This is a genomic window from Chryseobacterium sp. Leaf180, from assembly GCF_001424585.1.
Lineage (GTDB): Bacteria > Bacteroidota > Bacteroidia > Flavobacteriales > Weeksellaceae > Chryseobacterium.
Genome location: NZ_LMPJ01000012.1, coordinates 22,563 through 42,189, shown reverse-complemented (window position 1 = coordinate 42,189; position 19,627 = coordinate 22,563). Strand labels below are relative to the sequence as shown.

Annotated in this window: 22 protein-coding genes; 3 read left to right on the top strand and 19 right to left on the bottom strand. The window is 38.1% G+C overall.

Annotation, left to right across the window (positions count from 1 at the left end; genetic code table 11):
- Positions 1–32: 32 nt before the first annotated feature.
- The 17 genes from ASG01_RS14205 to ASG01_RS14125 all read right to left on the bottom strand — a co-directional run bounded on the left by ASG01_RS14205 (position 33) and on the right by ASG01_RS14125 (position 15,071).
- Positions 33–908: a DUF4138 domain-containing protein gene (locus ASG01_RS14205; RefSeq protein WP_055865064.1), complete on the bottom strand. Its 876-nt coding sequence runs from the start codon at positions 906–908 to the stop codon at positions 33–35.
- A 3-nt stretch (positions 909–911) separates the two neighbouring features.
- Complete coding sequence (traM, locus tag ASG01_RS14200; protein WP_082498395.1) at positions 912–2,117, bottom strand: conjugative transposon protein TraM; 1,206 nt, start codon at positions 2,115–2,117, stop codon at positions 912–914.
- Positions 2,113–2,466 (bottom strand): hypothetical protein, encoded by a 354-nt coding sequence (locus tag ASG01_RS14195; protein ID WP_055865059.1) that lies wholly within the window; start codon positions 2,464–2,466, stop codon positions 2,113–2,115. Before ASG01_RS14195 ends, traM begins: the two co-directional genes overlap by 5 nt.
- Positions 2,467–2,468: 2 nt before the next feature.
- On the bottom strand, positions 2,469–3,083 hold the full coding sequence (gene traK, locus ASG01_RS14190) for a conjugative transposon protein TraK (RefSeq protein WP_055865056.1): 615 nt from the start codon (positions 3,081–3,083) through the stop codon (positions 2,469–2,471).
- Positions 3,084–3,132: 49 nt separating this feature from the next.
- A complete protein-coding gene (locus ASG01_RS14185) occupies positions 3,133–4,368 on the bottom strand; it encodes a hypothetical protein (RefSeq protein WP_055865054.1) in 1,236 nt (411 codons plus the stop codon).
- 1 nt (position 4,369) lies between these two features.
- Positions 4,370–5,200, bottom strand: a complete 831-nt coding sequence (locus tag ASG01_RS14180; protein WP_055865052.1) for a hypothetical protein — start codon at positions 5,198–5,200, stop codon at positions 4,370–4,372.
- Between the two features lie 4 nt (positions 5,201–5,204).
- A complete protein-coding gene (locus tag ASG01_RS14175) occupies positions 5,205–5,870 on the bottom strand; it encodes a hypothetical protein (RefSeq protein ID WP_055865049.1) in 666 nt (221 codons plus the stop codon).
- 2 nt (positions 5,871–5,872) lie between these two features.
- A complete protein-coding gene (locus ASG01_RS14170) occupies positions 5,873–6,589 on the bottom strand; it encodes a hypothetical protein (RefSeq protein WP_055865047.1) in 717 nt (238 codons plus the stop codon).
- A gap of 17 nt (positions 6,590–6,606) precedes the next feature.
- Positions 6,607–7,251 carry a hypothetical protein gene (locus ASG01_RS14165; RefSeq protein ID WP_410492826.1) on the bottom strand — a complete coding sequence of 215 codons (645 nt, stop codon included), beginning with the start codon at positions 7,249–7,251 and terminating at the stop codon, positions 6,607–6,609.
- Complete coding sequence (locus ASG01_RS14160) at positions 7,226–10,318, bottom strand: TraG family conjugative transposon ATPase (RefSeq protein WP_055865041.1); 3,093 nt, start codon at positions 10,316–10,318, stop codon at positions 7,226–7,228. The genes ASG01_RS14165 and ASG01_RS14160 overlap by 26 nt, the downstream gene beginning before the upstream one ends.
- On the bottom strand, positions 10,302–10,604 hold the full coding sequence (locus tag ASG01_RS14155) for a DUF4133 domain-containing protein (RefSeq protein WP_055865038.1): 303 nt from the start codon (positions 10,602–10,604) through the stop codon (positions 10,302–10,304). Before ASG01_RS14155 ends, ASG01_RS14160 begins: the two co-directional genes overlap by 17 nt.
- A gap of 1 nt (position 10,605) precedes the next feature.
- Positions 10,606–10,926 carry a DUF4134 domain-containing protein gene (locus tag ASG01_RS14150; RefSeq protein ID WP_055865035.1) on the bottom strand — a complete coding sequence of 107 codons (321 nt, stop codon included), beginning with the start codon at positions 10,924–10,926 and terminating at the stop codon, positions 10,606–10,608.
- A gap of 119 nt (positions 10,927–11,045) precedes the next feature.
- Complete coding sequence (locus tag ASG01_RS14145) at positions 11,046–11,630, bottom strand: hypothetical protein (RefSeq protein WP_055865032.1); 585 nt, start codon at positions 11,628–11,630, stop codon at positions 11,046–11,048.
- Between the two features lie 54 nt (positions 11,631–11,684).
- Positions 11,685–12,335, bottom strand: a complete 651-nt coding sequence (locus tag ASG01_RS14140) for a ParA family protein (protein WP_055865029.1) — start codon at positions 12,333–12,335, stop codon at positions 11,685–11,687.
- A gap of 82 nt (positions 12,336–12,417) precedes the next feature.
- On the bottom strand, positions 12,418–13,899 hold the full coding sequence (locus ASG01_RS14135) for a relaxase/mobilization nuclease domain-containing protein (RefSeq protein ID WP_055865026.1): 1,482 nt from the start codon (positions 13,897–13,899) through the stop codon (positions 12,418–12,420).
- The gene (locus tag ASG01_RS14130; protein ID WP_238584562.1) at positions 13,889–14,122 is read right to left on the bottom strand and encodes a hypothetical protein; all 234 of its coding nucleotides are present in this window, start codon (positions 14,120–14,122) and stop codon (positions 13,889–13,891) included. Before ASG01_RS14130 ends, ASG01_RS14135 begins: the two co-directional genes overlap by 11 nt.
- A gap of 136 nt (positions 14,123–14,258) precedes the next feature.
- Positions 14,259–15,071: a hypothetical protein gene (locus ASG01_RS14125; protein ID WP_131725381.1), complete on the bottom strand. Its 813-nt coding sequence runs from the start codon at positions 15,069–15,071 to the stop codon at positions 14,259–14,261.
- 656 nt (positions 15,072–15,727) lie between these two features.
- Here ASG01_RS14125 and ASG01_RS14120 point away from each other — a divergent pair.
- Positions 15,728–16,084: a two-component system response regulator gene (locus ASG01_RS14120; RefSeq protein ID WP_055865016.1), complete on the top strand. Its 357-nt coding sequence runs from the start codon at positions 15,728–15,730 to the stop codon at positions 16,082–16,084.
- A gap of 169 nt (positions 16,085–16,253) precedes the next feature.
- Here ASG01_RS14120 and ASG01_RS14115 read toward each other — a convergent pair whose 3' ends face one another.
- Together ASG01_RS14115 and ASG01_RS14110 are read right to left on the bottom strand one after the other, a co-directional pair.
- On the bottom strand, positions 16,254–17,090 hold the full coding sequence (locus ASG01_RS14115; protein ID WP_055865007.1) for an RteC domain-containing protein: 837 nt from the start codon (positions 17,088–17,090) through the stop codon (positions 16,254–16,256).
- A 43-nt stretch (positions 17,091–17,133) separates the two neighbouring features.
- Positions 17,134–18,876: a helix-turn-helix domain-containing protein gene (locus ASG01_RS14110; protein ID WP_055865004.1), complete on the bottom strand. Its 1,743-nt coding sequence runs from the start codon at positions 18,874–18,876 to the stop codon at positions 17,134–17,136.
- Between the two features lie 291 nt (positions 18,877–19,167).
- On the opposite strand from ASG01_RS14110, the gene ASG01_RS16100 reads away from it, so the two are divergent.
- Both ASG01_RS16100 and ASG01_RS16035 read left to right on the top strand, forming a co-directional pair.
- Positions 19,168–19,446, top strand: a complete 279-nt coding sequence (locus ASG01_RS16100) for a hypothetical protein (RefSeq protein ID WP_055865002.1) — start codon at positions 19,168–19,170, stop codon at positions 19,444–19,446.
- A 3-nt stretch (positions 19,447–19,449) separates the two neighbouring features.
- Positions 19,450–19,626: a hypothetical protein gene (locus tag ASG01_RS16035; RefSeq protein ID WP_157844204.1), complete on the top strand. Its 177-nt coding sequence runs from the start codon at positions 19,450–19,452 to the stop codon at positions 19,624–19,626.
- Position 19,627: the final 1 nt, after the last annotated feature.

Genomic DNA, 19,627 nt, shown 5'->3' with positions numbered 1-19,627 from the left:
ATTATGATCAAGATCTATAGAATACCAAAAGATTATAAAGTATCTGCTTTCAGAATTTCGGAGTAATTGACTTTCATTTCGATTGTTCTTCCGGAAATCTGTTCCTCGACGAGTCGGATCTTCAGCACTTTTGAGTTGGGGTAAGTAAATTTTTTGAAAACATAGATGTTCCTGAAACTTTTCCTGAACTGTTTTTGAGTATTCAGTTGATATATGGGATTAAGATCAACACTTTGATTGTTTGTTGCTTTATATATCTTTTTATCTTCCAATGTGAACTTCAGATCTTCAATATCATAACTGAGATTTGAATTATTTTGGATCGTCATATCTAAAAAGATATAGTCACTGATAACATAAACATTATTAAGCTGGAAGCTAAGTTTTAGATCGGTTACTTTTCTGATCGGGTTTTGCCCTGATGCCTGCTGAATAATATCCGTTGCGAATTTCTTCAGTTCCATACTGGAAAAAGCCGTTTTATCAAACTCTACAGGCTGCATTTCCTCAGGTTGGATGTGGAGGTTGGTAACGGTGTTCAGATTTCCGGGCATTCTGTAAACGGCTTTGTACTGGGCAATGAAAGATTGTGCTACTACGGTAATGATACCCATGTTTTCCCCCGTACCATAGCGGTTGTGAGCCATCGCTCCTTCCTCATTTTTCGAATCGGATGTATCTACACCTATTATTTTAATTCTGGCAATATTTCCTGACGGAAGATCACCGGTGAGTTTTTGGGTTGACAGATCCACATACTGAATAGGTTCAGGTGAAATAATATGCAAGTTGATTCCCTCGGTGATTTCAATTTCAGGTAAATCGGACACAATTTTTTCTTTTGTAGCAGTCTGTGCCGTCAAACAATTGACAATAAAAAGTAAAACGATATATAGGGTCTTTTTCATAATTTATTTATTTTGTTGGTTTTGTAAATCTTTCAGCTGCTTTTCATCAATCAGAAAAACGTAAGAATTATATTTCAGTTTTGCTGTATTGGTTTTGATCAGATTAGCTATAGATTTAGAGGTAGATGTGAAAAGGCTGGTTCCAATACTTGAGAAAAAACCTTTTCCTCCGATATCCAGTGGAGTGCCCTGTACAGAATTGGTTCCCATTTCCCGTATCATATCTCTGAAAACACTTTCCGGAACGTACAGTCCTTTCGTACCGTCAACATCATAAATAGAAAGATTGACAGGATAGATCTCCCCTTTGGTAAATACTGAAACAATTGTAAGATCTACCCTCTGCATTGAAAACCCGGATATCTGACCATATAAAACCGAACCTTTGATTATCTTTTTGTTTCCGACAAAAATGTCCTCCAACAATCGGAACCGTATTCTGCTTCCAAGAAAGCCCTTGCTGTTTTCGTCAATGACCGCTTTGATAAAACTGTTTTCTTTTTCCCTGTAGAAAGCATTGAATTCATTACTCATTCCTGACTTGCTGACATTAAATGTAGAATTCAGAAACTCGGTCATCTTATCTTTATTGGCTCTCAATTTTTGCTCTGCAGCAAGCTTACTCTGATATTCCGGATCTCTCGATTTTTCTAAAGAATCCATGACCAACATCTGTTGTTTGAGATATTTTACCGGGTCCGGCTGAACAACGTTCTGTGCCTTCTCGCGAGATCCTTCTGCATAATGTCCATCTCCTTTCCCAAAAGAAGATTTCTCATTTAGCATTTTGATAATATCTGCAGACCTGTTGTAATCCTGATCATTTCGCTGATCCGTACTGTAATAGGATTTTTTCTTTGTGCGTTGATTGATAAAGGGCCTGTTATTAACAGCTTTTATGGAATCAATTTCCCGCTTCTGTTTCATTGATAACTGATCATCATAACGCAATAAGCTATCAGTCTCCTTAGTTAAACCGTTGAGCATGGTCCTGCTGTCCTCTTTTTTAAAGAATTCATCGTACGCATCGTTCTTCGTCAATATTGAATCCCTTGTCTCACCTAATGAAAGGGACAGTTGATTGGAATGAACAGCTTTTGATTTAACATCACCCGTAAACTCAGCCGTGATGTAGGCAAAGAGAAAAAGAAATGGCAAAGCCAAAAGCGGCAGAACGTATTTTTTTGATTTGAAATTTATTTTCTTAATGTCCATTTTTTATTTTTTGATAGTGATCAAACAGATAGTCGATGCGCAGACTGTCTTTTTTGTCCAGATTGCTTTCATCACGTTTCGTTTTTAAAGCTTTCAGTTCGCTGACTATTTTCTGCATTTCTGTATCATCCCTTGCCGGAATATTGTCACTCTTTCGACTCTTTGAAAAGACGATTGGCGGTCTGATTTTAAACACCGTTTCGGAAGGAAAAAATATTCCCTGAACAAGTGTTGCAATTAATGATACCGACAGTAAAACCATTGCCCAGGCAAAGAATTTTTTAGGATTTTGAGCTGCTGATTGCAGCCCACGCTTTGCAAAGCGTTTCAGTAAAAGATTCATAATCAATAAGAATTTTTAGTTTGATTTGACAGCTCATCGTTGTTCATGATACGCCAGCTTTTAAGAATGACTCCGTGCGGATTATTCGGACTTCGTATGATATCCTCAAAATAGCCCTCTGTAATAAGTTTTCGGGTAATAACAGAAGATTTTCGCGTGATCATCTGTTTTCCAAAAAACCAGAAATTTTTCTTTCCCATATCTACGGTAATTGAATCGGTACGAATACTGACCATGGAACTGGACGCGATGATCTGGTTGTAAAAACCTTTCTCTTTTAAGTTGGTATATTCCTTTTTGCCGCTGTCATCGATAAGGTACATTGACTTTTGGATGTTATCTTTAATGTACGCATCATCGGGAGCCAGTGTGAAAAACAGCCGGTGAAAAAGTTCGATCTGCGCCTTATATTCAACGGGTCTGTTCATAAGTACATCCGTTTGCTTCGCTAAGACGGGAATACCATTGTCGATGATATAAATGGATCGTCTGGAGTCCTCAATTAACCTGTACGCGAAAAACAATCCGGTGATTACGATAAAACAGGCAAAAGCAATGGAGGCAATCGAGACTGTTTTATTTACTTTAATTCTTCGTTCTATATTTTTTACAAGCATATTTAAATGTATAAAGTGGTCATATTGTTTGCAGTTTTATCATGAGTATTCATTTCCCATTTTTCATGGCTCTCTGCACTCTGGAAGATGCCGAACCCGAGGTTGAGGCTTTAGAGATGGCTGTGCCCCCTGTTTTAGCCACTACAATTGCGGTCTTTGCACTGCTGGCAAGTTTTGCCGCTGCATTCTTCATTTTGGTCATCGATCCTGCACCACCGGCAGATACGATACTGTCTGCGATAGTCGGGGTCATTAAAACTCCGATTCCTGTAACCACGTATGCTACACAGGTAAAAAGCTGGTTGTAGATCATTCCTGAATTGCTTACATAAACCATCAAAGCGTCGAGATTGGTAATCGTTCCGTTTGATAATAAGGTATCGTACCTTTCGATTTCCATGGTATAACCCGATGCAATCAGCTGCTGACCGATGTTAATAATGGTATAGGCAACAAAAGTGTACAGGTTGACATTGATGAACTTGGAAACCCAGCTGTACAGCGAATTTTCAAATCCCGGAATAAGTGCCATTCCAACGGCGACCGGTCCTAAAATGATAAGAATATAAGCCCATATCTTCTGAATAAAAAATATCAGGTACACACAGATCCTAAGGATGGAAAGACATACAAATTCAATAAGTTCTGCAACCAATTTCTGCATTTGGAACTCCATTCTGATGGACCATTCTTTAATGGGTTGAATCAGCTTATCCAGTCCGTCACTGATGTCATACCAGGAATCATCGGCATCTTCAGACGTGTTATCAATCACCTCCTGCTTTGCATCCTCCTCAGCCTTCAGTTTTATAACAGCATCAAGCAGTTCCTGTTGCTTTTTGAATCGCTCGACCCGCAGATCATTGACCTCAGATTCTATGTCGCTGAAAATAGCGATGCCGGGTTCTGCAATCGCTTCAAACGGTGCCTGAATCATACTGACAAAACCACTCCAATAGATCAGGGTAAAACCAATAATTATCGGTTTCAGCATTGGGGCAATTTCCCATTCCCGGTCACCTGCTGCCATCTGCCAACCCAGATATCCGAGATACATAAGCGCACCCAAACCGCCTATCGCCTTTCCAACCAAAGCAGATTCCGCTGCGCTGTCCTGAACACTGGTGTCAAGCTTCGTGAAAACTTCCATAAACCATTTTTCAAAAGCACCGTCTCCTTTTAAAAACTGGAGCAGATTACTGTAATCACCGTTGGTCTGGGCAAATCCCATAGCCGGTAACAGCACTGCGAGAAGGCAGAAAAAAATTGTATACTTCTTTTTCATTTTAATATCGGTGCTTGAAATGCTGCATCATTTTTCTGACCACCTGCTGGTCTGATTCCGGATACCATGAAGAGGATAACGCGTTATCTGAATGACTTTTCAAAACAGTCTTGTAGCCTGTCAGCAATGTCACCCTGTCATTATAACCCCGTAACTCTTTTTCAAATCTTCTCCATTTAACAAGGGTTTCGTGATACATCAGGAATCGTTTTCCCCTGGGCATATCCATCGTTCTTGACATCCTGTACTTTTCTTTGATCAGATCCAATTCTTCCTGCAACCTTGCAATGGCTCCGGTCTCAGTCAATGTTTTGAAAGTATCGTGGTCTTTTAACTTCCACTCATAAAAATTCTGAGGATGATCAGGAAATTCATAAAGGTGTTTTAACATACGTTTGTAATAGAGCAGCCATAAAGGATCAGCGTCCACTGTGGCAGAAGTCCAGTGCAGCAAATCGTGAATGCTTCTCTGCCGAATCGTATCCGATGATGCTTTTATGCGTAGGGCTTCCTCTTCCTGCAATTTCAGTTGAGCCAAACGTTGATTTTGAATTCCTGTCGGTTTCAGGGGTCTGATGTCCTCACCATCTTTATAATCCCTATTGATCTTTGTGGACCATAATCCCCAGACGGTCGCATATGCGAAATTGGTCTGAACGCCTAAAAAATATTTAGGATAAGGTCTCCAGTCGCCCCAGCTTTGGAACACCATCCTCCTGTGCTGCGCAACAATGGCAGGATCATTCAAACGTTTGAAGCTTACCTGCGCGAAAACAGCAGCTGTGTAGGTCAGGAGCGAAAGGATGACGAATTTTCTGAATAAATTTTCCATAATTTTAATTTAATATGTATTTGTATTTCCGGATAATGTCTCCGACAATGGCTCTGTCGATACTGATGTAGTTTCTGAGGACGGGCACCTGATAGAGAAAGGGGATTTTCTTCGCATTTTTCAACCTTAAAATGATGTACAGAATATTTCCGTTGATGGTCCTTACCCGTGTAAATACTTTTTCAATAAGCATTTCTCTATCCATGGCATCCATCAGGAAATCTTTGTTTTCATTAAGGATGTCATGAGTAACTTCCTGATATATCCTGAGCGTCTGCTCACCAATTTCTATGTAGTATCTAGAAATTAATGCTGCATATTCAGGGTGTTGCAACGACAGCTGCAGCATCTCACCGGAGTTGGTTGCAATTTTCCCTAAGTACCTATAGAGATACATCAGTTTTTTACTTTGCGTCAGCGATGCATTAACATTTTTCAATTGCTGATAGATATATTCCTGAATCGCGATGACCTGTGAAATATTATTGTTGATATCATCATACAGTTTTTTCTGCCTTTCATATGAATCCAAAAAAGTCTGTTCGCTGCCTAATCGTACGCCATGATTGATGGTGAGCTGTGATAAAAGTTTATCATTGATAACTATTTGCTGGCTGTCTGCATTTTCACCAAAAAAAACAAACATGACACATACCACTATTTTTTTCATTGCTAAAAGGTTTTGATCTGGTACATAATATCTTCAACCACTTTCTTATCCCTATTAACATAAAACTGAAAGGCCCTTTTATTACGGTTTACCTTCGCCTTTATATCGCGGATTTTTAACAGCATCTGGGTAGAGTTCCTGCTTAATGCCTTTACTTCGCCTAAAGCATAATCTAGCAGTATTTTACGTTCTGCCTGTTCCATCTGGTTAATTGCACCGTAAGACAGTATGATTCCGCTTAGGAGTCTGATGACCATCTGGAGATCATCCAGAAACTCAATTTGGGAAGGCAAAACAGAAATGATTGAATAGGGAGCGTCAATTATTTCATGTATGATGGCATTCTGATTTTGAGTGATTTTTGTAATTTCCCTGTTTATGGCAATGCCTGCCGGTACTGATTGAAGCGCAAATGAAACAATTCTCAACCGATCCTGAATTCCGGTAATCTTACTGATGAAATTTTTCCATTGCGCCTTGTTGGCCGTTTCTGCTGATAGATTTGTAAGCTGTTGTTCCCGCATTAATTTTTGCCGGTCATGCTCCTTCATCGCAGCATTAATCTCAATGTCCATCATTAAAAACGAAACATTTTCCTGTTGCCAGGCTGGTGTAGAACTTCCTCCGGAAGAGGTTAGGATAAAATATACCACCGGCAGGATCAGCACAGCAGCCAATCTGTTTTTAGCTGCATGTAAACAGTCACCAATAATTCTCATGTTCAATTAATTACCTATTAAAAATTTTTATGATAATGATCCATTATATTTTCCACGATCGCTTTGTCCGTATTAATGTATCCTGCAAACGGATTGATGGAATTCCAGAAGCCCACGCGGTTGGCTTTTTCCAGCCGCAGCCGGATCGCCAGGAGCCAGAGTTTGAGATTTTTTACATTACCCGAAATGTTATGCAGAATTTTATAACGGTCACCGGCAGTCGCAAGATTCAGATTCCCTGATGTTAATATGTCTGAGATGTCGGTAACAATCTTCAGACTCTGTTCATAGGTTTTTTGTGAAGCCTTCACGCCGAAAACTGCGTATTGCGGATGCTGAGATGCCAATTGTACAATCTGTGATGAATACGTATAGCACTTATTGAGTTCAGAGTAGATATCCTGCACCTGAATCCCGTTCTGCAATGTGCCGGAAACTTCCTTCAGTCCAGTTAAAATTTTATTCTGAATCTCATTTGCGGCAGCCATCTGAGTTCCTACCCAAGCCTGCGCACCTTTCAGCTTCGTTGTTTCTTCGATAACATCATTCTGTTTTGCTTTCAGATTTTCTGAGTAGAGAATCATAGCTGCAGTTACCGTAGGATCTATGTATGTGTTCTGGGAAAACAGGAAACTGCTACATCCCAGGAAAAGAAGGCTCATTTTTTTCATATTGATATTCTTGCTTGTTGATTAATTCTGAGAAGCTGATCTGATGATCTGCTAATGTCTCCGCGATGACTTTAAAGACATTCTTCCCTTTATGTTTCTCCTTGATCTCTCTGTAAAAACATAAAACTTTGTGGTCGACAGGATTCTGATATAAATTCACGATTGAAAAAAAATTCTCAAGGCTGTTACCGAAGATTATCAGATCTTCTGTTATTTTACGCAGTGCCTCATCATAGCTGCCGTACTTTTTTACATAATATTCAACTGCCGACTTTTCAGGTTTTTCTGTCGTATAGGTGAGATACTGCTCTAATGACACTTCATTTCCGTACACCTCGCCTTTTGCACCCCTTTTAATATAAAATTCTTTGAACCTGCTTCTGCCAAGTTTGTTATCCAGGTTATTAATAGTAAAGATCTTATTCTGTTCAACTTTGTTTAATGAAAGCAATGACGCAATCCTGTCGAAATTATCTTTGAATTTGGTTTGATCCAACAGAATAAAAGTGTCGGAATTATTAATAATGCTGTCTTTTACAACCGTATTTCCGATAATATCATCCAGTTCCTGAGTCACCACTATGGCTTCTCCCCAGAATTTCCTTACTGTCTTATACAGATAAAGGATGTAACCTCCCATCAATTTTGACGCGATTGCCTTCCAGGCTTCTTCGATGATCAGTGCCTTTCTTCGGTCTTTCCTTAATCGCATCTTCTGAATAAACGTATCCATAATAATGAGGGTAACGATGGGAAAAAGTTTGGGATTGTCCTTTACATTGTCGATTTCAAAAACAATGAAGGTTTCATCAAAAAGCGTATTATCCGCAGATTCATTCAATGTGGTTCCGTATCGTCCTCCTTTGTAGAAATCTTTTAAAACGAATAAAAAGGTTCGGATGTTAAATTCTCTTTCATCGATCGGATGTTTTTTATTATTCAGATAAATAGGAAGAAAACGATCGCAAAAATCATAGAATCCGTTAAATGATAATTCACTGACCGTTAAATTCTTTTCGATGTCTGCGATTCTTTTTATAATCGCTTTCCGAAAGCAATCATTACTTTCCTCCATACTCCCAGAATTTTTAAGAATATCATTTCCTTTAAAAAGAATAAGCTGAGTTTCATTATAAATTTTCCGCTTTTCCTCGTCCCTTAATGTTTCATACGCTTCATAGGCCGTATAAAAGAATGCAGGATCATAGTCCGGATTTCTGGTGTTTTTGTCCGGGTGTGTTTCAATAATCACCTTTCGTCCCCTCTCTTTGATTTCCTCAGGACTCGCATCAAACGATATTCCCAGGATATCGTAGTAGTTTGGGTTACGCGTTTCGGTTTCAGCATCAGAACTTATATTTTCTGCGTGTATATTGTATTTCTGCAGATGCGACATCAAATCTTCTGAGTTTTTTGCCTCGTACCAATTTGTCCCGGCATTGAAAAAATGATGGTAGTATGCCATTAAAGCATTGTCCAGGATCGATTTTTGTGCTGACGACATGGATGCATCGGATCCCTGCCAGATCAGGAAAATCAGATTGGTCAAAAATTCAATTTTTTCAATATTAAACTCATTTTTACCCATAAGAAAAGGATTCATAGTAATGGGCTTCTCCTCCGTATACTGAATATACCGTCCGCCTTTATACTGACATGTTCCAGAATAAGAATCGCCCGTATCCACGATCACAACATCATAATTATAAGTAAGATATTGTTCGATAATATTGTTCATCAAGAAACTCTTACCTGATCCGCTGGGGCCTAAAACAAACTTATTCCGGTTATTGATTCTTCCGGTTTTCATTGGCAGATCCGAAGGGTCAACCTTTATCGGAACGCCCTGTCTGTCGGTAAATCTTAAGTAGAAATTCGATTCCTCACTGACGGGATAAGCCTCTTTAAAAAAAAAACACAAGGCCGCTTCGCTTGTCGTCATAAAAAGATCATAAGCCCTGAGTTCAGTGCTGTTACCCGGTATCGCCGATCGCCAGAGTTCTAATTGGTTATAAGCATTTTTTGAAACAATAATACCCTTCGTAAAAAGCCTGTTTTCGATCATTGATTCGAGAGATTCCATCTTCTCATAGGTATCAGCAGAAAAGAGAATCGAAAAATGGGCATTAATGATCAACTGTCCGTCAGTTGCAATATCCTGAAGCAGATCACCGATTTCCTCGGCGACGATCGCATTGGAAGGAGAATTTTTGGAAGCGCCTTCATGCCTTTTCTTTTTTTTGTCAAGTTCCCGCTGTAACTGTTGTTGTTCGGGTATGGCAATAACCTGATTATATACCATCATGTCATAACCTTCAAGTTCACTGATAAAGCTGAAATTATCAACTGCCGTTTCCGCCGCCGCACCGTTTCCGCCAAGAATTGAGAAAGTCTCTATTTCTGAAGGAAGATCGATTTTTTCTACATCTACATAGGAAATGTTCTTTACAAACCTTTTCCCGATCTTCAGAAATTCACTGGTGCTCTTAATGTTATCAAAAACGGGAGATTCACTGTACTGCATTGACAACACGCTGGATATGTAGTGATTGAAATCTTTCTCAAACAGGAATTCGGGCTTGCAGTCATTCTGCTTCAACAGCATAAATACTTTTTGGCATTTGTCCCGGAGCTCTTTATAGCTTTTGTCTGAAAAATGATAATGTTTCATTTTCTTTTTCAGTTTGTCATCGACTATATCCGTGAAGAAAAATACCGTTTCAATCGTTTTGAAAAGTCTGCCTTCAAAATGTTCTGAATATTTCTGCTGAAGAAACTGATCAGAGCTTTCCGCGCAGTATTTTTTTCTGCAGAAAAAATCGAGCTTCTGAACAATTCTTCCCTCTCCTATAATAGACACCACCTGATTCAGTACCGTATGAAAATGAAGGTAGGCTTCGGGATCTGCTGAATACTGTTCAACGATATTCCTGATCCGTATTCCGATGATCGGGTTTCCATACTGCCCGAAAAGAACATCAAAATCCCAATTGAAATCCCCGCCATAATCATATCCTATAAAGGGTAAATCAAATTCCTTTTTATCTGGTTTTGCCATTTTTTAAAAGTCTTTTATTTGTTATTTTTTTAGGAAAAATCAGGATTTGATCAGAATTTTTAGTCTTATCGTACAAGCCGTATTTATCCTGTCTCCTGAAGATAAAGTACACACCTCCCGCTGTTAATATCAGACCCAGAAGTGATCCGATCAATCCGAATTTAGAGAGGATCAATGCAGCAATAACTCCGGTTCCAATGACGCCCACGGCATAGAAAATATATTTTCCTTTAAGTCCGAAAAACACAAGGGGTTTCTTCAGCCCCTTGTAGAGATAGAATCCCATCTTAAGCAAAGAAAGCAGTAACAAATTCCGGCACAACAATGAGGAAAATCATCGCGCCTCCATAGCCAAGGATTTCTTTGTTTACATCCTGGTCGCCATTTGTCCATTTATTATAGACCCTCAGGCCTCCGATAAAACCGACCAATCCGCCTACCGCTTTTAGGATCAGTTTGATGGGGTCCCAGTAATCCTTAATGTCACTGGCCGCATTTGAAATTGCTGTTGCACCACCCTGAGCAAAAGCAGGAGTAAGCGAAATAAAAACCAGTGCAAGGGTGAAAACTCTTTTCATCATCCGGTTTCTTTTAAAATTTGGGTTCATAAAAAATATGTTTTTAGATAAGTTGATTGTATCGTATGGTTGAATCTTATGCAAAGATTACCCTGCAACGCATTACTAAAGCGTTGTTTTTTAATGTCTTAAAAAATGTGAATGGGAGGTTACATGGTAGAATGGTAAACCTTATGGCCATCGTAGTTAGCGACAAGCTGAACCAGGGTCTCGGATAGATTAAGCATTTTTTTCCATTCCTTTACTCTGGAAATTTCTTCATCTTTAGCTTTATCTGACCCACTTTCCTGAATAGGTTCTTTATGCCTTTGCTCGTAAACAATAGCTTCTTCTCTGAAATTATTGCTTTCTTTTGTACCGGATTGCTCAGCATCTATGATCTCGTTGTCTTTTGACAGTTCATTTTCTAAAAACATTTCAGACGCAGTCAGACTCTGGTCAGAATCAAACCTCGATTTTAAATAATGTAAATCCGGCCGTTCCTCCGACTGAAAAGAGGATACCGGTACCAACTCTTTTGTATTAAAGGATTTTGGAGTCTTGATATTTTCAACATCTTCAATCCTTACCGACTTCGTCAGTTTTTCATATGTTTCGGAAATCTCAGATAATGAAAATTCATGAGTATCGTCATCAGTACTTTTACTTTCCTTTTGAAAATACAGATCATAGACCATATTACCGATGTAATAAATCAGATAGACAGCCATGATGCTGAGTGAAATTTTTATCATTTTGAATCTAATTTTTAAGGTTTAAAACATGGACTTTGTAACTGGCATTATTTATCAAAGAGTTATGGTCAGCGTTTCATTAATATATCCCACGATTTCCTGAAAAGACTTTGTGACAGCGTATTTCTGTTCATAAGTTAGCTTTCTGGTATCAATGGCCTGCAGGCAATTCCTCTTGAATACGGGGTTTGACAACAGCACTCCATATTTTTTCAGTTCATTATCCATTGCCTCCTGATTTAAGTATTTATAACCCTTGTCATATTTGGAACGGATAAATATTCTTTCTGCTTCACTTTCCAGCAATCCCAGCATATTGATAAATACCAATGTGGACTTCACCGAGACATCTGAATATTCAAAAGGGACTACAATAAAATCGCTGTATATTAAAAGATCACTGTACTTCGCATCCAATGTTCCCGCGAGATCAAAAAGGTTAATTTCTGGGCTTTCTTTCAGATTGATAAGCGTTTCGAAATCTGAAAACGGAAGCCCGTCATCGTCACCGATAATTTCCACATCGTATAATTTTGGAATTTCCAAAATTTCGTCATCTTTCCATTTATGGTAAAAAGACTTTTGATAATCAAAATCAAACACATTGATTTTTCGGTCCGAAAGGGAGGAAATATAATTGGCGAAGGCAATCGCCAATGTCGTCTTTCCCGTTCCGCCTTTCTGAGTGGCAAATGTGATAATCATGGCATCATTAATTTAGTTTGACAGAGCAGTAGCTTTGACTTTTATTTTACTTTGAACCGAAGTATTTTGAACCTAAGCTCTATTACCTTCGTTTTTTTCTGCGTTTCTTAAGCTCGTTTTCCGCTGGATCTTTGTTTCCACCCGAATTCTTCATCCATTCAAAAATCATTTCATTAACAGCACTATTCAATTCTGTTTTTTCAGTATTGTTTTCTAATATCATTTCCTGCGAGTGATGCGGATTTAAAAATTGCTGAAATTCCTTTTCCCCAATCAGCGATCTAAGTTCACCTATGTAATGAAACCGGGTATGAATCGCATAGATTTTTCCGTCTTCACCATTTATTATAGAAATATGTTTCTTCTCATCATTTATATCCTTTCTGTTCCTGATAAAATCCTTTACCTCAGACTGCACTTTGCGATAGGTATTCAGATCCTTTCTTCCCCGGTTTTCAAAAAGCATGTACTCCTTGATTCTAACTTCCTGATAATGTTCCTGTAAAAATTTCAGCAGTACATCTCTGGATTGCCGATCAGGAACGTTATAATCTTTCAGGATCTCAAAAAGCTTCTTATCCAGGACATCAGCGGTAAACTCAAACAATTCATTCATTTTCAGAATCTCACTTCCTTTATAGACGGTTCCAGATTTATGGTCAATCAACGTATAGCCGAAAGGTTTTAAATCTGCCTTTTGATGGAATACGATATCAATCCCAAATACATTCTTCAGCTTTTTCTGCAATTCGCTTTCAAATTCGATTTTAGTCTTTGAATTGTTCTGATCAGATGATCTCCACTTTGGATGGAGCGACTGATTTTGTCTGTTGTCAACCACCTTAAAAACTTTGTTGGAATACAATTCCTTATATTTATTCAGAATGGCTCTAAGCTGCCGCACCCTGTTGTCATTTTTCGCATTGTTAAAAACGATTTTATTTCCTGAAAGTTTTCGCTGCCTCACTCCATTTTTTAAAATGTCATACGAATTTTCATCATCTGTGCACCTGCTCATTTTAAAACCATTCCTTTGGAGCAAAGTTTCCAGCTGACTGAAAGAACTCACACGATAAGTAAGAAGTTTTTCCAGATTCCCTGCCTGATCCTGACCATACAACTTCTCCATCACCCGGGCCAGAGCTTTCTGGGCCTTAAGCCGCTCGTAACTGTCGTTGAGCTTTTTTCCGGATTGCTTATCAACCCTGGTTGAAATCACATGTACATGATTGTTATCCGTGTCCTTATGAAAAACCACAATCATCGGCTGGTTACCGTATCCCATTTCTCCCATAAAATGCTCTGCAATCTTTGTCAGCTCATCTTTACTGTGCTCCTGAAACTTGGTTGATATCACAGCATGGAACTGAGGCTTTCTGACTTTGTCATTTTTTGAGATTGATTTTAAATAATCTCTAACTTGCTGCTGGCTGCTATCCTCATTTATGAATGAAGGAAAGTTTTTCATCAATGTCAGTTCTCCACTACCCTTCTCGATCTTTCTATCATTGTATTGAACACCATGAAAGCTGGCACTTGCAGAACCTAAAATCTTAACGATCATCGGCAATCAGCGAATAGATTGTAAGGAATATTTCATTTTGCTCTACCTTCAGCTTTTCTAAGTTTTTCAATTGGTTAATAAACTCACAGAGCGTTTTCTCAGAAATAAACTTTTGACCATTTGCAATTTTAGCCACCTGATTGATATTTGTTTCGATTTTTGAAAAGATGTTATCCTGCGTTTCTATAAAGTCCAACACTTTTCGTCTTTCATCATTCATCATCCGGTTCTCAACAGAATTGATGATCAGGCTTGTTAAAGAGATTTGCTTTTCAAAACATATTTTTTTCCAATCCTTTTTTTTTAGGTTTGAGACTCGGATTTTGATATAATCTGTCTTGTCCAATCTTTAATTGATATCATTCAACAACATTCAGATAATTAACTGGAAAAGTGATCATACCTTTTATGGTTCCGCTGAATTTCTCCATCTGGTTTTTCCACAGAAGCAATTTGAAATCTACATTTGTCAGACTTATTAACCCCTGTTCGATCCCTGAACCATTTCCTGCAGGACTTCCGCTTACCAAAATATTGTTTATAGAAGCAGCATTACCATCAGACATAAATCCTAAATGCTGCAAAGGCTTTTGAAGGCTTAACTCTACAAAATTTGAAGTCATGGGTGTTGAACAGTTTACACTGATGTCAAGATAGCCTGTGGTTCCTATTCTTCTGGCATTGATTTGCCCTGTTATGCCAAGCCCTGACGTTCCCAGTCTGTAAATTTTGTTTGATAAGCTATGCTGACGGGGATTAGTTGTAAACGGAAGGTAAGAGTTCCACATTGTTTGTTCAACAATTGTGTTTGTAGGCAAAGTCGCATCTAAAATTATTAACGCGTCATAATAAGTTGGCTCTTTCAGGATTCCTATCCAGTATACACCGTTAAAAAAATAATAGCCCTCTTCAACAACATGGATAACCTGCCCTAATAAAATAGTTGCCGGTTGAGTAACATATATGATGGCACCTTTGTGAGATAAGGAGTAACTCTTTTTTGCCAGTTGATCACCGGTAATTTTGGGCGGAATAATTCCATCAAAATGATTTAAAACGTCTGGTTTACCTACGACTTCAAATGTTGATTGAGGTGTTGCTGTGTTGATCCCAACCTGCGCATGATAACCTAAACTAAAAGCTAAAATAAGGAGGCATATTAATTTTTTCATTGTTTTCCGCTTGATTTTCTGTTGCAAAATTGCCACAGAAAATTCACGAAAACAATAGCAGCAAAGGCTTGCGGACCACTTGGGAACAGGATGGATAAATCTGTAAATTCAAAAGGTTAAAAAAGCATAAAATAGATTATTTGATACTCTATACTTAAGATTCACTGAAAATAAAAAACAAGTTCCGCAGTTTTTCATAACCTTTTGCAAAAAGGCAAGAAGGTCTTTGAACGCATAAATTGGTAAATTTGTGGGTACAAAGACACATCTTGCCACAGAGTGGTTTATACTTATCATTTTTTTATAAAGGTGCTGCGACCGATTTATTTTAAGGCACTACATCGTATTAATTGTTGGAAGACATGCAAGTAAAAAATAATCTTAGCTACATTGATGATATTGCGCACATTTTTTGCAACAGCTGTGATCATTTTACGCAGGTTAACAAATAAGCATGCGTTTATTTACGCATCTTATGTAACTTGATGAGCAATCCAACACCATGCATGACTCTTGTGAGCTGAAGGATCAGCATCATTACAAAATGAAATAAATATCGCTGCAAGTACTTAAGATATAAAAAGTATAATACTTAATGGAAGTTTATAATTACTCAATACATTCAATTAGTTTACATTTACCTAAATAAAAATAGTATGGATAAAACCGTTGTACTGATTCAGGATAATCAACATATTCTGGAAGTAATGGATGAAATCCTGACTGATGAAGGATTTGACGTTATCTCTTCAGTCACTACAGAACCGATTGATAAGCTGCCGACTTTAGACCCTGACTTGATCATTATTGACGATCATATCAAGGGAGGTAAGCGGGGGTCAAAAGTAATATCAGAATTAAAATCAGATCCGGCGACCGAAGATGTTCCGGCAGTACTAACCTCTACATCCCAAAACGTGGGTAAAGAAGCTCAGGAATGTTTGGCTGACGATTATATAGAAAAGCCTTTTGAAATTGAGCAGATGATCTCTGTAGCTAAGAAAAATTCTTAAAATTCATGAAGGCGTTTCAGATCATTTTATGCAATCCTGGTAACCATAACAGAAGATTTTAGAAGATCTGTAAGATGAACTGGTGGTTTACAAAATTTAAAAACCAATACTGAAAATGCTGATGAAAAGAAGATTTCAAGAAAGTTTTCACCGGATGATTTTTATAATCTCACTTATCTGAATTCTCAAGATACTGATCCATATTATGTTGCAAAAGAGACAAAAACTTCGTTCTGTCGGTTTTCCGTAATTTTATTTCCGCAAGGGTTTTATGGTAATTACCTAGCTGGATATTCAGTGCCGTTTCAGCCCATCTGAATATTTCCCCCGGTTCAGCCTTTCCAGCATTAAAACAACGGGTCTGGTATAATGCATATAATAATTCTGTCAGTGCTACCTTTGGCGCCGTCCATTCCAGAGGACTGCTCTGAAATATCACTTTGTCGACCACCTGATCCTCATGTATCTTAGATGTTAAGTATAAATCAAGACGATCGTTTGCCAGAATCTGAGAAACGGTATGATCATGAGGAGTTGAAAACTGTTCGTCGTAGCTGTAAAATTCAGCACTTAATTTTAACTTGAAATCAAAGCGGTATTTGACAAAATATTTTTTGTCAAGATACGTTGCTTTGCGCCTGTAGTAAGAGATGAACTCCTTGTGCTCGTGATAAAAATACAGTAGGTTACTACGTTCCGATTCATAGTACTGTTTTAAAATTGCGGAGTCTGCATATGGCTTAGCACTTTCAATAGCCAGGAGCTTTGAGTAATATATATAAATGGATACGAATTTAGGTTTGGTAACCTTAAAAAATGCTATTTCTTCTGCCCAATCCTTGAATTGATGTTGACCGATATATTTCTTGAGCTTGCGTATAGCAGCATCTGTTTCCATAAGGACTTCCTCGGCATATAAAAGTACATCGGACTTATTTCTTCTGATCAAGTCAATATTCTCAGTCAGATCTTTATAAAGTTGTTCAATTTTTTTTGTTAAATACATACGTTGTAAATAGCTTATCCTGAATACAGGATGCAGATTTTAATTAGGTTTGATTACGATCCAGTTCCTCCAGACGTTTCCGCATAAAGTCAATTGGGCTCATCCCGTTGATTTCTTTAAAGTGAAGCGTGAAAACCTGCCTGCTTGAAATACCGCATTTATGCGCCAGAGCTTCTACATTAAGCAACAGATTTTTGCGGTCTTCCATCATCAGTGCTGTGATATGATTAATGCGAAGTCTTTTGATGTAGTCAGGATAAGGCGTATGGAGGTAATCATTAAGAATATAGGATAAAGTACTGCGATTCGTATTGAGTAACACAGCCAGATCTGGCAGCTTCATATTTACTTCCAGATACCCCTTTTTTTCTTCAAACTCCTGTAGCTTCTGCAATATTTTATTGATAAGCTCAGGGTTAGGAATTTTTTTGATTTCTGAACTTCCACTGGCAAATTTACCTGCGGGTTCAGCAACAGAATCATTTGTTATACCTGATTCTGATCTATTGATAAAGTAAGGTTCCGTACCGGTTTTATTGCGATCTTCGATAGTCTTTACCAATTGCTGATACTGTTGGGTGAGCTTTTTCTCTGAACATTTGTACCTGTAAATAATAAAGGAAGCTGCCGCCAGAATAAGAAACAGAATAACAAAAAATAATTTGTAATTGTTCTTTTTATCTCGGAGAAGCATTTCTTTTTCGCTGGTCAGCCGTTCCGTATCATAATGAGAAGTTATTTTTGTAGAGAGGTTCGGCTGATCTGTGATGATAATGGAATCTGCTTTAAGCAACTGAGTGGTGTAGTGCAAAGTTGCATCCTTATTCCTGCTTTGCTTTGCATGATCAATAAGGTGTTCAAATGAGAGGCGGATTTCAGGAGTAATATATTGTGATTTACTGAAAACAGAATCAATTTTTTTGAAATATTTAATAGCTGATATCCGGTTGCCGGTGTCCCAGTAATATTTACCGATATAAAAATTTAAGGTATTAAGTCCTGCAAAATCCTGCTTATGTTCCAGTATGCTTTCTGCGATTTTAAAGTGACCTATAACTTTCTGATATTTTTTCTGCCTCATCAAGCGAATACCTTTGGCCTGCTGAAAATATGCAAACTCTACTGAATGGTCATCCATTGAACTGATATTCCCAAGTCCGACATCCACCAATGAGTCTTCTTTATCATACTGCCGCATATTCCGATAGCATTCACTCAGCCTGTAAATACTGTTATAATATCCGGACTCATAGTTCAGTCTCGTATTTCTGTGAATATTTTTTTTAGCAGAGGCATTTCGAAAGAAAGCTGACGTTTCAGTGAAATGTTTCGAAGCCTGTGCATACGATCCTAAATAGTATTTTACCATTCCAAGATGGTATACGATTTTATTTCTCAGGTAATTGTCATTGACATCCTTCGCGTATGAAAATGCTTTAAGGTATTCTTCGAGGGCCTTTCTGTAGCTCCTGACATTATAATAGTATACAATTCCTTTACCCAGATATGCCCTGGAAATCTCCGCGTGATCTGCTGACTTTTTAGCCGCGGCAATTGTGCTGTCTGCATAGATTAGTTTATTGGCCGTAGATCGTGAATAGTAAATCGCGTCCTCATATCCTGCAATGATCTTTTTAATATCCTTCGCGGCTTTAGCCTTCTCCAAAAAAATCTGCACATACACCATGGCTCTTTCGTCATTCTCCGGATAGGTATCGATAAGAGATGAAATTTCTTTAAAAGAATTTTCATTCCACTGACATTTGAAATGCGTTACAAATGACATTAAGATCATAAAGATTAAATGCTTGGTATTTATCATCACCTATTGAATACCTCAAATGTACTCAAAAACACAAGCCCGAAACAACACAAATACCCTCATTGGGGAATTCTAGCTTAAAGCAATGAATAGTAATTATTTAAGAACAAAAACGGGTGGAATATTTGATCAATTATTCCCTAATTAATGATCAATCACGCCTCCAATAGTTTTTATGCCGTGTTTGTTCAGCATAATTTCGATCCAGAATTCTAATCAACCCGGCCGGGATAACTTTTAAAAATCTTGAAAATTATGAAAAAGTATATCTCAATTTTTAGCGTATTAACTGTGTTATCATTGCAATCGTGCGAGGATGAAAATATGGAAACAACTTTACAAAATCACGAACTAAATAAACCGACCAAAGTCGTACACAAAAAACCGAATCTGTCTCACGGGAAGAACGAAAAGTCAGATGAAGAATATGAAAATACTAGCAGGGAAACAGGTGACGATGATGAGCCGCGGAGAGATAAGCAACACTGGAGGACGGTTAATGACACGGTCTCAGGAGCAGACTCTATTAGATAGGCAGTGGTCAAAAATGTTGAACCGAAAGAAATTATTCTTTCCACGGGTAAACGATGTACCCACAGCGGCGAGTGGGAGCTCAAAGGGTCGATAACAACTACGGTATATGTTTCAAAAGGTCAGCTCATGCCTGAATACTGCGGTAAAAAAGTACAGTGGGTAATCATCACTTTAGGATAAT